The sequence below is a fragment of the Microcystis sp. M53602_WE12 genome, assembly GCF_030065455.1.
Classification (GTDB): Bacteria; Cyanobacteriota; Cyanobacteriia; order Cyanobacteriales; family Microcystaceae; genus Microcystis; species Microcystis aeruginosa.
On sequence record NZ_JASJFB010000702.1, the window covers coordinates 1 to 13,983 of the forward strand.

Annotated in this window: 10 protein-coding genes and 1 pseudogene; 2 read left to right on the plus strand and 9 right to left on the minus strand. The window is 40.9% G+C overall.

From position 1 onward, the window contains the following. Positions 1 to 217, plus strand: a pseudogene (locus PX482_RS21880) (hypothetical protein); the annotation flags it as partial. An 86-nt stretch (positions 218 to 303) separates the two neighbouring features. Here PX482_RS21880 and PX482_RS21885 read toward each other — a convergent pair. The 5 genes from PX482_RS21885 to PX482_RS21905 all read right to left on the minus strand — a co-directional run bounded on the left by PX482_RS21885 (position 304) and on the right by PX482_RS21905 (position 5,762). Further along, entirely contained in the window at positions 304 to 978 is a 675-nt protein-coding gene (locus tag PX482_RS21885; RefSeq protein ID WP_239698203.1) for a dual OB domain-containing protein, read from the minus strand. Continuing rightward, entirely contained in the window at positions 966 to 1,412 is a 447-nt protein-coding gene (locus tag PX482_RS21890) for a DUF488 domain-containing protein (protein ID WP_002804177.1), read from the minus strand. Before PX482_RS21890 ends, PX482_RS21885 begins: the two co-directional genes overlap by 13 nt. Beyond that, entirely contained in the window at positions 1,348 to 2,049 is a 702-nt protein-coding gene (locus PX482_RS21895; RefSeq protein WP_061433144.1) for a DUF488 domain-containing protein, read from the minus strand. Before PX482_RS21895 ends, PX482_RS21890 begins: the two co-directional genes overlap by 65 nt. A gap of 117 nt (positions 2,050 to 2,166) precedes the next feature. Next, complete coding sequence (gene cphA / locus PX482_RS21900; RefSeq protein WP_004266767.1) at positions 2,167 to 4,800, minus strand: cyanophycin synthetase; 2,634 nt, start codon at positions 4,798 to 4,800, stop codon at positions 2,167 to 2,169. A 107-nt stretch (positions 4,801 to 4,907) separates the two neighbouring features. Continuing rightward, positions 4,908 to 5,762 carry a cyanophycinase gene (locus tag PX482_RS21905; protein WP_288023887.1) on the minus strand — a complete coding sequence of 285 codons (855 nt, stop codon included), beginning with the start codon at positions 5,760 to 5,762 and terminating at the stop codon, positions 4,908 to 4,910. 373 nt (positions 5,763 to 6,135) lie between these two features. Here PX482_RS21905 and trmD point away from each other — a divergent pair, with 373 nt between their 5' ends. After that, positions 6,136 to 6,831 (plus strand): tRNA (guanosine(37)-N1)-methyltransferase TrmD, encoded by a 696-nt coding sequence (gene trmD / locus PX482_RS21910; RefSeq protein ID WP_004266771.1) that lies wholly within the window; start codon positions 6,136 to 6,138, stop codon positions 6,829 to 6,831. A gap of 46 nt (positions 6,832 to 6,877) precedes the next feature. On the opposite strand, the gene pglZ is transcribed toward trmD, so the two are convergent. The 4 genes from pglZ to pglX form a co-directional block, all read right to left on the minus strand. Then, a complete protein-coding gene (gene pglZ / locus PX482_RS21915; protein ID WP_004266772.1) occupies positions 6,878 to 9,376 on the minus strand; it encodes a BREX-1 system phosphatase PglZ type A in 2,499 nt (832 codons plus the stop codon). A gap of 39 nt (positions 9,377 to 9,415) precedes the next feature. After that, positions 9,416 to 9,757 carry a XisI protein gene (locus tag PX482_RS21920; RefSeq protein ID WP_193959344.1) on the minus strand — a complete coding sequence of 114 codons (342 nt, stop codon included), beginning with the start codon at positions 9,755 to 9,757 and terminating at the stop codon, positions 9,416 to 9,418. Beyond that, positions 9,745 to 10,164 (minus strand): XisH family protein, encoded by a 420-nt coding sequence (locus tag PX482_RS21925; RefSeq protein WP_002766565.1) that lies wholly within the window; start codon positions 10,162 to 10,164, stop codon positions 9,745 to 9,747. Before PX482_RS21925 ends, PX482_RS21920 begins: the two co-directional genes overlap by 13 nt. 105 nt (positions 10,165 to 10,269) lie before the next feature. After that, positions 10,270 to 13,839 carry a BREX-1 system adenine-specific DNA-methyltransferase PglX gene (pglX, locus tag PX482_RS21930; protein ID WP_288094585.1) on the minus strand — a complete coding sequence of 1,190 codons (3,570 nt, stop codon included), beginning with the start codon at positions 13,837 to 13,839 and terminating at the stop codon, positions 10,270 to 10,272. Positions 13,840 to 13,983: the final 144 nt, after the last annotated feature.

The window sequence follows — 13,983 nt, forward strand, 5'->3', positions numbered from 1 at the left end:
CCGGTTCTTCTGGTTTCTGTGTGGAAACGAGGTCTATACTGATAGTTTCTTCCGCCAAATAGCGATTAAAGTTTTGCCGGATAAGCATTTCACCTTACATAAGCAAAAATTATCACACAAAGTCGAGAAGAGCCATTTTCCCTTGATCGCTCCAGCATTTATGCTAAATTTACTGGTAGAATACTGGGGATTTACCCCGCCCACTTCAGTCTGTTAAACTCCACTGTTCATAGCTCTGAAAATTTCACGAACAGAGATTTTTTCGAGCAAACAACCTATAAAAAAGTTGTCTAGCCGTAATTCCTATAATTCAATTACAGCTGCTATTAATTTCCAGCAGGGAGCTTCTCCTTCCCAATTTGCCGAAGAGACCCAAGGCAGACTAAGACTGACGGTAACAAAACAGTTTTGCTGAGGTTGATAGCCTGTATTTAATTTCTCGACAAATACGGGATCAGTTATCTTTGCTTCTGTCAAACTGTTACCATTCGCTGTTGTAATTGTGCCACGCCACTCAAAATTTCCTTTTGAATTTTCTTTTTGATATACTCTAAAACTCTGCACATGAATCAACTGGAGAGTATAACGTTGATTGAAATTAAGGTTTTTCAAATAAGAAGGATTAACATATTTAATTGAATTGTGCAGTATTTTTGTTGGGGTTCTACAATACTTTCCCAAATCATTGATATTGAATCTACCTACACATTTCCATTCACCGGGTAAAACGGAAAGATTTTCCGATTCAAACCCAAAATCATTGCCAGTATCAGCAAGGGGAATTTCGAGAATATCTAAAACTTTTGGTTCTTTATCAGAAATTAGTCTAACTGATCGTGGAACCCTGCCATCTTCTGGATAAAGAGAATCACACACAGGACGAACCCAATTTCCTGAACTAATATCAATTCCAGCGATACAGCGTTCATTTAATTTCCATGAATTAGCAAGACAGACAATTTTTTTCAGAGATGACATATATTGATATTCCCCCATTTCTCCTTTAAATATTCCGCCACTAAACGACGGTGACAATTATGAGGTTTTGCCTCACTACAGAGTAAACAAGCGTTATTAATTACATCTGGAGAAACTTTTGTTTCAATCCTCCGGCTACTAATAAGTTGTCTAAATTTTTGTTCGTATATTGTCCAATCAACTTTTTTCTTTTTATATTCATCAAGAATATCTTGAGTTGGAGCTAAGTCTAAAACATGAACATAGTCAATGCCACCGATGACTTTTAAAAAATATTCTAGGTCAGCTTTTTTACTAAATCCTGCTAACTGGGAAACATTATTTAAACGAGTATCTATAACTCTCTTAACACCAGCTTTTTGTAAGTCATCAAAGAACTTCTGTGCAGTCTTTTGAGTAAAGCCGATTGTAAAGAGATTGATTGTCCTGTTCATCTTGATTACCACTTGTTTCTATATAAGCAATTGCATCACCCTGAAGCTTATAAGCTTTCTCCAAACATTCTGCTTTTGTGAGAAGATTGCTATTTGGCTCGACAAATAAAGAAAGCTGAATTTCTTTTTGACTACTTGCTGAAAAATCGGTCAAACTATGTTTAAACAGCATTCTTTCTTCCAGATGGTCATGAGATTCCAAGTCACCATTTTTGAGAATATGATAAATATCTAAATCGCAATGACGTAGATGTTGACAAACCAGAATCGCTCTATGACATTCAATCGGGTCTTTCTCCGCACACATAAGGGCAATTCGATGTTTTTTCACTCCCTGTAAAATTCGTTCAATTCCATGATTAAAAGCAGATGTTTTCGCAATTTTTTCGTATAAAGCTTGACCATTGACATAACATTCTTGGCTGCTCGGTCTGGCTCCTAATTCCTTGCCCAAAAACACATAGTAAATGCCTTCACTTTTTAAAGCATTTGACAATATTGACTGATTAAAATGCTTGAGAAATCGGCTATAAGGATGAGAACGAACATCAGCAAGGGCAGTTATATTATGCTTCTTAAGTAGAAGCATAAATGAGGCAATTTCGTGATTAGAGTGGCCGATGGTGAATAACTGCATCAATATTATTATTCCTTCGATGAAAGCCTACAATAATCATTGTAGATCAACGATTGCCTAGAGAGGGGAACAGGCCATCGGGCCAGAAATGACTCTATAGGCAGAATATCCCAACTTCTAACCCTGGTTATCGGTCAGGGGTCGATGTTTTTCGATCAAATCGATCGCCTGGGTGACACTTTCGGGGAAAATTACCACTAAACCACCCTCAGAAACCGTACTTAAAGCCTTCTCTAAAGCTTCCGTTTCATCGAGAATAACTTCCGGCCGCAAACTGGCATTTTCTTGGCTAATTCCCCTGAGAATTAAATCGGCCACTTCCCCCCGGCGGCGACCGCGAGTATCGTTATCTTCCTTAACAATAATTCGATCGAACATAAGCGCCGATAATTTCCCTAATAAAATTAAATCATCATCACGTCGATCGCCAGGTCCCCCGACCACGCCGACTTTTTCCCCGGACCAATTGCCGACAAAACCGCCGACGGCTTCGTATCCGGCGGGATTATGGGCATAATCGATTAAAGCGTGATGGTGTCCCAAGTCAAACAGGTTCATCCTGCCGGGGGTCTGGGCCACGGAAGGTTTAAAGGTCCGCACCCCTTGGCGAATTAACTCGATATCGATACCCTGCACAAAAGTGGCTAAACAGGCGGCCAAGGCGTTAGCAATCATAAAAGGAGCCATTCCCTGCATAGTCACGGGAATATTGACCGCTTCCTCGATTCTCAGCGTCCATTCTCCCTCTAGAATCGACAGATAGCCATTCTCATAGATGGCGGCCATGCCACCCCGACGGATATGGTCGTGAATAATCGGGTTATCGGGACTCATGGAAAAATAAGCGACTCTTCCCTTGACTTTTTCGGCCATACTAGCGGTCAAGGGGTCATCGGCATTTAAAACCGCGTAACCCTCGGCGCTAACCACCTCGGCCACAACGCTTTTTACCTTCGCCATTTGTTCGATGGTGTCGATATCACCGATACCCAAATGGTCGGCGGCCACATTTAAGACCACCCCCACATCGCACTGATTAAAGGCTAAACCCGATCGCAGGATACCACCCCGGGCCGTTTCTAACACGGCAATCTCCACCGTGGGATCCTTCAAAATCATACTGGCACTGTAGGGACCGGTGTTATCGCCCTTTTCTACCAGATAATCATCGATATATACGCCGTCCGTCGTGGTAAATCCGACTACTTTCCCCGTTTGTCGGCAAATATGAGAAATTAAGCGGCTAGTGGTGGTTTTGCCGTTAGTTCCCGTAATCGCCAGAATTGGCACGCGACTGGGAGTCCCGGGGGGGAATAACATATCGATAACTGGGGCGGCGATATTGCGGGGTAAACCGCGACTAGGGGCGACGTGCATCCGAAAACCGGGGGCGGCGTTGACTTCTACGATCACCCCGTCCACTTCTTTCAGGGGTTTGCGGATATCATCTGTCACCACATCGATCCCGGCAATGTCCAAACCGATTAATTTTGCCACTCTTTGGGCGATCCAGACGTTTTCGGGGTGAATTTCGTCGGTACGATCCACGGCGATGCCGCCGGTGCTTAAATTAGCGGTGGCCCGCAGATAGGCGATCTCTCCGTGGGCTAAAATGCTGGTCAATTCATAGCCCTGTTTCTCTAGCACATTAAGGGCGGTTTTGTCAATAGTTATTTTAGTTAAAACGTTGGCATGACCGTCACCCCGGTTGGGATCTTGATTAGTAATTTCGATTAATTCTTCTACAGTTGAGCGCCCATCACCGACGACGTGAGCGGGAATCCGTTCGGCCACGGCGGCGACTTTGCCGTTTATGACTAAAATTCGGTGATCACTGCCTTTATAATACCTTTCTACGATCACGCTGCGGGTTTTCGAGGCGGCACTGGCTAGATCATAGGCTTCCTCTGCTTCCTGTTGATTTTTGATGTCGATGCTGATACCCCGGCCGTGGTTGCCATCGAGGGGTTTAATCACGATGGGAAACCCTCCCACTTCCTCGATTGCCGCTGACAACTCATCCAAGTATTGAATCACCGTACCCCGGGGGACTGGAATCCCACCATCCTTGAGGATAGTTTTTGTGCCTTCCTTGTCACAGGCCAACTCAACGGCTAAGATCCCCGAAAAACTGCTTAAAGTGGCTTGAATGCGCTTTTGGTGAACGCCATAGCCCAATTGCACCATGGCACGAGCGCTCAGGAGTAACCAGGGAATATTTCTAGCTTGTGCTTCTTTGACGATGGTTTCGGTACTCGGACCAAGGGCAGCATTATTGCATAAATCGCGTAAATCGGCTAAATCCTGGGCCAATTCTTCCTGAGGATAGGTTCCCGTATCGACAATTGATTGACACAAACGCACGGCAGCCCGACCCGCATAACGTCCCGCTTGCTCGTCAACGTACTCAAACACCACGTTATAGACTCCGGGGGTGGAGGTGGCTCTAGTGCGACCAAACCCGACGGGAGTTCCCGCCAGTTCCTGCAATTCTAGGGCGATATGTTCGATAATGTGGCCCATATAAGTACCAGTGCGGACTCGTTCAAAGAAACCGCCGCGATAACCGGGGGAGCAGTAATGTTCGACTAAACTGGGCAGAACGTCGATTAATCCCTCGTAAAAGCCGGGGATTTCATTCGATGGCTTCTCTGCGAGATCTTCGAGATCCAGACGCATAACAATGAGCTTGTCGCGACGAATACTCCAGTAGTTGGGACCGCGCAGGGTTTGGGTTCTGAGAATTTTCATGATATAGCTGGTGTTCGCTGTTGAGAAGCACAAAGAAGCCGTTGTTTATTGTCTGGTTTTCCGAGATGGGTAAACTGTTCATCGTGAACAGTTTTTCAGGAGTTTTTTTACGCCAATTTAGGGATCACTTGCTGTTTTTTGAGATGATAGCCATCACCGTAGGCAAGAATATGTACCCGCAGATTATGCAGACTCAGGGGTTCGTTTGCGGTGACGTGATGGTGGTTGGTGTGGGACATTTCCCTAGCATCAATTACCGTCACTGTACCGCAGCCGATTACTGTCATCATGCCATCTCGTTCAAACATAGCGCAGGTATCCTCATCGATGCCAATTCCTAAACGTTCGGGATAACCAGAGATAGCGCTCATTAACCGGGCCATGCGATTGCGATTGTGGAAGTGTTGATCGACAATGACTTCAGGAATGAGACCTAATCCCATGGCCATATCCACCAGGGCCCGATTGGGTGCTTCCCCGCTGCTGCCCCCAGCAATCATGTGATGACCCATAACGGCAGCCCCGGCGCTAGTTCCAGCCAAGGTCAGTTCTCCCTGTTGCACTCTTTGTCTGATTCTTTCCATCAGGGGGGTATCGGAGAGCAAACCGCATAAACGCAGCTGGTCGCCTCCGGTCATAAATACACCTGTACACTCTTCGATGTAGGCTTGGAATTGGGCATCTTCTCCCTGCACACGATCGCGAATATCGATAACTTTGACGTATTTTGCCCCCATTTCCTCGAAAATCTTCTGATAGCGATCGCCGATTAAAACCGGTTCTCTGGAAGCGGAGGGAACAATAGCGATCACTGCTTCGCTACCCCCAGCGCGATTCCAAAAGGTATGCAGTATCTCTTTACCGTGGACTTTATCCTCGGCACCTCCAATGACTAAAATCGCCGTTTTGAGAGATACGGGGGTAGGATTTTGGGAATGTTGGGTTTCTAGCTCGATGATCATGTCACTGAACGAATAGACATTTTTAGGGATGGAAGGTTTTTCGGGAAGATGGACAGGTATCTTGATGTTATTTTCCCTGAACAGTTAACGGAAAAAAATGCGGTTTAGGAATATTTTTCGGGACATCAAGCAATAGTAGAGGCGATTTTAGCAATTTTCTTCGATCCACTGGCAATGACGGACTGTTAGTTAACTTTAAGTCTAGGCTAGACTTCGATCACTCAAGCTAGAGCCAGAAAAACCCCTAGACAGTACAGCATAGTCTATCATGTTATTGAGATAGACTAGCGCAAAATTAGCAAGATTTTAACCGATCGAACCGTGACAAAATGATACATTAAACACTATCCCAGTCTAGGCCTTAGTTTTCCCCGTGCAGTTTGACATTATCACTCTCTTTCCCGATTTTTTTACTTCACCGCTGCAGTCAGGGTTGTTGGCAAAAGCTCTCGAACGCGACATCGCTAGGGTAAATTTGGTCAATCTTCGGGATTTTGCCCACGATAAACACCGTCGTGTCGATGATGAACCCTATGGTGGTGGTGTGGGAATGTTATTAAAACCAGAGCCAATTTTTGAGGCGATCGAGTCTTTAGAAATTTTACCACCCCGGGAGATCCTGCTGATGACTCCCCAGGGGGAACCGCTCAATCAAGCTTTACTGAAAACTTGGGCCGGTAGTTATCAGCAGTTAATTCTCATCTGTGGCCATTATGAAGGGGTAGATGAGCGGGTTTGTGAGCATTTGGTGACTAGAGAGGTATCTTTAGGGGATTTTGTCCTAACTTGTGGGGAAATCCCGGCTTTAGCGATTATTAACGGGGTGACGCGGTTGTTACCCGGGACGGTAGGTAAGGCAGAATCGTTGAAATTGGAGAGTTTTGAGGCAGGTATATTGGATTATCCCCAATATACCCGGCCGCCGGTCTTTCGCGGTTGGCAAGTGCCGCCGGTTTTGCGATCGGGTAATCATCAGGATATCGCTGATTGGCGCTATCAACAACAACTGGAGCGCACGAAGGAACGTCGTCCAGATCTCTGGCAAAAATGGCTAGAGGAACAGGATTAATCGCCAAAAATGCTCCCGTGGGGTGTGGGGTGTGGGGTGTGGGTACTTAAAAATCAAAATCACCGGTAAAGGAACGACGGATGGGATAGGAAACAGATTTATATTCTGTGAAATGGGAAGTATTGGTCAGTTTTTCTTCTAGTCGTAATAATACTTCTTGATTATTGATATTATTCCCTTGACTGGTTAGGATAAATCTTACTGGAAATTCTCGCTCTCTTGGATTTTCCGATGGGGAATCAAAAGTCAGTTCGTGGAGATCAGAAATTAACTCTCCTATGGGGGTATAGATGCCAGCTTTTAGCCTACGAGGTTGAACTTTATCGGTGACGGGTTTTTGTTGATAAAAAGTAACAGCTAGTTGCCCTGATGTAATGGTTGAGGTAGAGTTACGAATAATTTCCACTTCCACGGTAGAAAGATCCCCTCGTCTTTTTTTATTAACTTTAACAATGGGAATAATAATTTCCTGTAAACTTGCGCCACCATGAACAAAACGACTTCCCGATCCTTGGATTCGTAAACGACTAATAGATTTGGGAATTTGGATTTCTAGTTCTCCCGTTAAACCGATCTGTTGTGCTTTAAATTTTTTGAGTCTATCGGAGTCTTCTAGTGCTTTACCGATCAGAAAACGCCTATTTTTTTTGATGATTTTATCCCCTGGGACTTCCACCGTGGAAAAATCACTATTCTCGACATCACTATGTTGGTAAATGAACCCATGATCTGCCGTAATCAATAGGTTACTGGCATTGGCTCCCGTCAGTTTTTTAATGAGCTTATCGAGGTCAGAAAAGGTGTTTTCAACCACCTGAAAAACTTGTTTTTCTGTTGCTAATTTATCTCCGATCTGATCAATTTGATTGTGATAAACATAAACCACATCGTGATCTCGAAATAGGGAACGACTTCGATCCTGATTTAATTCTAATAATTCTTTGGCTTGAATAACTGTTGCTTTTTTTTGAATCTTTTGAAAGGCTTTTTGGATAATTTTACGCCGATTTTCTGTTCCTTGAGAGTCTTGTTGATCTACATAAACAGAATCATCAATTATTTCTAGTGTCTGATTAGGCAAAAGGGCAGCCATTCCCAGTGCAGTATAACTGGGTAAGAGAGTGATAGCAGCTTCTAGGGTGGCTTCATAACGATCCTCTTGACGAATTAAACTGACTAACTCATCCCCGATTTCATAGCGGAGAGCATCGGAAATAATGACACAAACTTTTTTATCTTTTTTCAAAAATGGTTCTACCCATTTGCTAAAAAATGACCTTTGTGAAGAGAATTCTATCTTGTTCCATTGGGTGACACTATCAACAAAGACTTGCCAAGAACTATTAAGGTTTAAAAGATAGGAATTTACATAACGGTTTTCAATTTCTTGACTAAGTTTTTCTGTCAGAGTAGGTTGAGCAGCCGCCACCAGATGATAAGTAAATTTACGGTAGAGTTGATCAATTTTAAACCAAGATTGACAATATTTTTCTAAGCCATCTTTGAGGGATTCGATGGATAAGTTAGCTTCATCTAAGACTTGAATAAACTGTGAGGCATAGTTAACAACTTCGTACAAATGTTTAAATTTTCGATACCAGTATCCTTGTTGACGCTGACGCACAATATTAATAACTTCATGAGTCGCAATGGTTCGATTACTAACCGATTGAATGAGATCATGAATTATTTTTAGGTCAATTAAGCTAAAATAATCTATTGAGATAAGTTCTTGATAACGTCGCTGGTTTAGTTTTTCCTTAATATTGAGCATTTTAGCACAATGATCGGATAAGCTTTCAAAAGATTTTTCAAATTGACGGCTATCTTTCCATCTGTTGAAAAAAATCAGGGCATCTTGTGTTAGTGTTTCCTGTCCTTCTAAGGCGTAATTATAACAGGATTTAAAGAGTTGTATGACAAAGTCTTTGATACTTAACTCTGAGGAACGATAACCATAAACTTGTTCCATTTGTTGCCAAAGAAATTTAGTTAAACCAGTGCGATCGCAGAGTTTAAATTTTTCGTCTTGTTGTTCGGCGTATTCTTTTAAGAGTTGTTCTAAAATGGAATCTAAACGGGGAGGTGCGGCAGTACAAACCGCCAACATTTTTAGGCGAATATTGGTTTTTGTGTCATGGGGTTGAAGTAATTGTTTTAGGGATTCTCGGCGTTTATTAGACAGAAAAAATTCACGATGAGGAGCAAGTACATCGGCAAATTCTGGACTTAGTTCTAATTCGTTTAGCCAAAGAGAAACTTGATCGCTGCTGAATTTTCCCTGTGCTAACTCCACATCTAGTAACCAGTTATCTAAATATTCTGGTTCTTTGCCTTCATGGTATAAGAGGAATTTTTGTTGAGGTTGTTCTTTTAAAACTCGGTATTTTAGTCCAAATTCGTTATTTTTTATCTCTATTTTTTCAATGTTTTCTAATTCTAATCTCTCGAAATCTGAGCGTAACTCTTTTTCGGTGTCATACCAAAAAACAATCCGGTGACGCTCAAAAAGTTTAGTTAAGGCTTGTTTAATCTGCTGATTCAAGGGGTTAACCTCCAAAATAGGCTGGATGTGACAGTAGGATTAAGAAATAGCAAAACTGGTAATTTTACGGCGTTCAATGGTTTTAAAAGCGAGGACAATTTGCTGAGGAGAAATGCCAAGATTGACTAATTCGTTAGCAATACCTTCTTCTGTTCCATCTTGTTGAATCCAAATTTTATTATCAATAATATTCAGATGAATTAGAGTGCCGTAGATTCTTTGGTTACGATGCCAGCCAGTTTCAATTAAAAGGTAGTGATCTCTAGTTTCATCAATCACTAATTCAATTTCACTTTCAGGATCCGAACCTAAAAAATTGCGATAATCTTCTAAAGCTTTAATAATAGCTTTTTTAAGATAAATTTTAGTTAAGTAATCCATACCACAACCTCCGCTTGATTGACATTAAAACTAAAGAGACGAATAATTTTATCTTCGATTAAAACTTGTCCTGCTTCTTCTTCAAAAATAGATTGTCGCACGTCTTCAGGAACGGCTAGATATAGCTTTCGTTCGGGTTCGTAGCGAGTTAATAAATGTTCGTATAAAACAAACTGTCCGACGGCTTCTTCTAAATCTTTCATTTCTGACGCACTGCGAAAACTCTTAATTTCAATAGCAATTTTTTCTAAATCTTTTTCGGCGGCAATTAGACGTTCTGCTCCTAAATCAACAAATAGGTTTTTTCTTCTCGCCAGCCTGATACGATAGGGATCATGAGTAATTGTCCACCCATCTTTTTGAAGGGCTTTTTTGACAATATCATGGTAATAATCACGGGCGGGCATAACTGTTCTGGGCAGCAAAATATACTTAAATCAGGAATGATAAATATTTTCTCATCCTTATCCCTAATATATCTTATTTCCGGGAATAAGGGAAGTGAGTTTATTTTAACCTAATCCTGTTATATTTTTCAGGGCTTTACCTAATTTAGTATAGTTGACTTTTACCCCATCATCAAGATCTATTTCCTTCTGGGCGATGGCTAAAGGATAGAGGGTTTCTTGTTCGTAGGTTTCTAATTCTCCGATCATTTTTTTGATTTGTTCGCTTTCTCGTAGGGCTTTGGTTTTTTCGGTTTTAGTCGCACTTGTACTAATTTCTATTTGTTGGAAGGTGTCTAGTTTTACTTCTAGTTTAAGCCGAAATTCCCGCAGATAGCTGTTAAGGACGATATTAACGGTATCAGGGCGATAACGATGGAGATAAATTAGGGCGTTAAATGTTCCTTTTGGGCTACTAAATAACCAATATATGGGACGTTTTTTATAACGTTTAGTGTGGTCATCATAAAAGTCTTTGAGAAAGTACTTTTCTAGGGATTTTCCGATCGCTTCTTCGATAAAGTTGAGGTTTTGTTGATAGTTTTTCTCCCCAAATGTGAGCCGCAGAAATTGCCGGAATTGTTCGGTTATATCATCACTAAACCAGTCCCCCTCAAGGATGGGGATAACGTTGGTTTCTGTTGGGGGAAAGGTGGGGTTTGGAATCTGTTTAAGGTAGTCTTGCAAGGTTTCTCCTTGGTTGGCTAAAATTAAGCCTTCTTTATCAAGAGAATAACGTCCAAACATACAACCCACCGAGTAGGAGATAAATTCTTTGATAGTATCTGCTAATAATCGTTTTTCTAAGTCTTCATCTATGGGAAAGTGGATAGTATTTTCCTCTTTATTTCCCACTTCCCACTTCTCACTTCCCACTTCTTTCTTATAACGATAATGGGGGTTACAGGTTAAGGTGATTTCTTTTAAGAGAACTTCGGGGGTTAATTCGTCTTCTAGTCCATAAGCTTCGATAAATATACTGTTATTTTCCTCCTCTAGTTTCTGCATTGCTAAGGTCATTTCTTGCCATTTCTGGCGGAGGTTTTGATAGGTTTCTTTCAGGGAAGTGGAAAGTGGAAAGCGGGTATTTTGTTCTAGGTTTTCACTTCCCACTCTCAAAAGTGGAAGGGTGGTAAAATCCCACGAGGTTTCGTATGAGTTCCAGTCTTGTTTTGATATGTTGACTAATTTAAAAATTTTGTCTTGATCTAAACTATGGTCAAGTTTTATATAAGGAACTTTTGCGACATCACCAGATTGAAAATTTAAGGTTGGATTAATTTCTGAATACAACTTTGTAAAAACTTTTGAATTCATAAAAATTAAAAGAGAAAATAATGTTTCTTTATCTCCAAATATGCAGCATCCCCCATTATCAAATATATAACCTGAGCCAAAATTTCTAATACTAAAATTACTTGATGTTACAGTAGACCATGTTAGTCCGGGTTTGAAAAAAAATTGTTCATTAGCAATAACTGAATGTGGAATTGCTTTTATTTCTTCTCCTTTATTAAACCAATTAATTAAATATTCGTTAAAACCATACCATTTTCGGAAACCTCCTCCTTTATTATAAGGAATCCATTTTTTATTATTCTTTACTACTTCATCAACTGATAAATAATTAATTGCACAATTATTTATATTAACTTCAACCCAAAATCTTAAAAATCTATTATTGTCTGTTGTCGTATTTCCTTTTCTAGGAAAGGCTATTTTTCCTATTGGGGTTCCTTTTTCAAAAATTTCTAAGACTCTATCACTCACCCAATAAGCGATCGCACTTCCTGGAATCTTCTTAAAATCACTAGCAGAAGCGCGGTAAAACCAACCACAATTAGGATTTTTTATTGCTTCTAATGCTTTAACGGGTTGAATATCTACACCTCTAAAATCCGATAATTTAATATATCCACCTTTAAAATTAGGTGAATTTTGATTAGAAAGGGTAAAGGTAGCAACTGGAATACAAGCTGGAGCAAAAGCATTATATTCTAACTGAACTAAGCTAGTTATTGTAGTTTTCTCTAAAATAAACTTTCTTAAGTTTTCATAAGAAGAAATAAACATCCAAACGTAGGGAGTAACAAAACCTATTTCACCTTTTTGTAAAGTCATTTCTACAATCCGCACCATAAAAGCAGAAAATAGATCCGATTTTACCTCACTATAATTATCCTGTAAAAAAGCCTTTAACCGATTATTCATCCCCTTGTTACCCATATAGGGGGGATTAGCCACAACAAGGTGATACTTAGGACTTAAAAAATCCGCCATATTTAACACATCTATTACCTTCTCGTGGGTTTTATATAACAATAACTGACTAGCGACATTGCGCTCATTTAATAACCCTATCATCCCCTGTACATCCGTCACCGTAGGACGAATTAACGCCCCAAAATTATCCGCCTCCTTAAACTCATGTAGTGTTTCTAATAAAGGCGCAGTAAACAAATCGCGCCCGACAAAATCTAGATAAGGCTGTAGCTCTTTTTCAGAAAACTCAACTTTTTTCAACACACAAATATTAGGCTGGATGGGTTTACGAAAAAATCGTCTTTCCTTTTCCCTCGCTTTCATGGTTAATGCAAATGCTGCCAAACTTCCCGCCCGTTCATCAATTTCTATGCCATAGAGATTATGGGTTAAAATCTTGCTAGGAATCTCATTTGCCGTATAACCTTCTTCCTCATATATTGCATAAAGTAAATCAAAAGCATAGACTAAAATATGTCCCGAACCACAAGCAGGATCACAGATTTTTATATCTTCAGGCGAGTTGATTTTTAAGTACCCATCTCCCACTTCCCACTTCCCACTATCCACATAATAGGACATTGACTCAACTAACCGAGACTGAGGACGGTTTAACATCCATAAACGCCCCAGGGAATTTTCTACTAAATAACGGACAATCCAATGAGGAGTAAATAACTGAGTTGCCGCTGGAATATTCTGGGGAGTGATTTTTTTATTATTTTTTAGTCCCTCAAAAACCTCGTCTTTTTTCTCAGAGATATAAAACTGATATAACCACCCAATCACCTCCACACTCTCACAATTTTCTGGAGTCATTGCCTCACGAGTATAAGCTAAAATTGAATTACCCGATAATAAATCATCGGGCATCAATAACTCGGTATAATCATCAATTCGTTCAAATAAATAGGGCATCAACTGATGATAATAATTACACACTCCTACAATTAATAAACGATAGGCTTCCCCTTGAGCATCATAACTCGGTGCAGTTCCGCTTAATAAATCAAAAATCTGCTTTCTGACCTGTTTATTCAGCATTTCCTCGTCAATATGTCCCGTTTTCGCCTCAGCCAAGATTTCTGGCTGAAACTGCCCCTCAGCAGCGGACACAACCCTAATGGAGTGATAGCGGTTGCTATCCATAAACCGCAAGGCACAAAAACGGTTAAACCAAGTATAGGCAACCTGTTCAATAAGCTGTTCTTTGCCTAAAACTTCGATTTTTTCGGCTAACTTGCTGATAGCTTTGGGATTTTCTCGTCTTGCGGCGCTATTTTCAGCTAAGACCACTTCTAACTTAGTCGTCATCTGTTCTCTGAGATAACGACGGGCATACTGAGCGAATTTTTTAAGTCTTGATGTATCCATAAGTAGGGTCTGCTGAAAAAGTTTGTTGGTGGGGGCAGGGTGTGGGGTGTAGGGTGTAGGGTGTAGGGTTTTACCGATTTTGAGGTAGTCAGTTACCTAATTTTCAGGGAAAAAGTACCTGAATTTTACCCCCGATCACTCCAA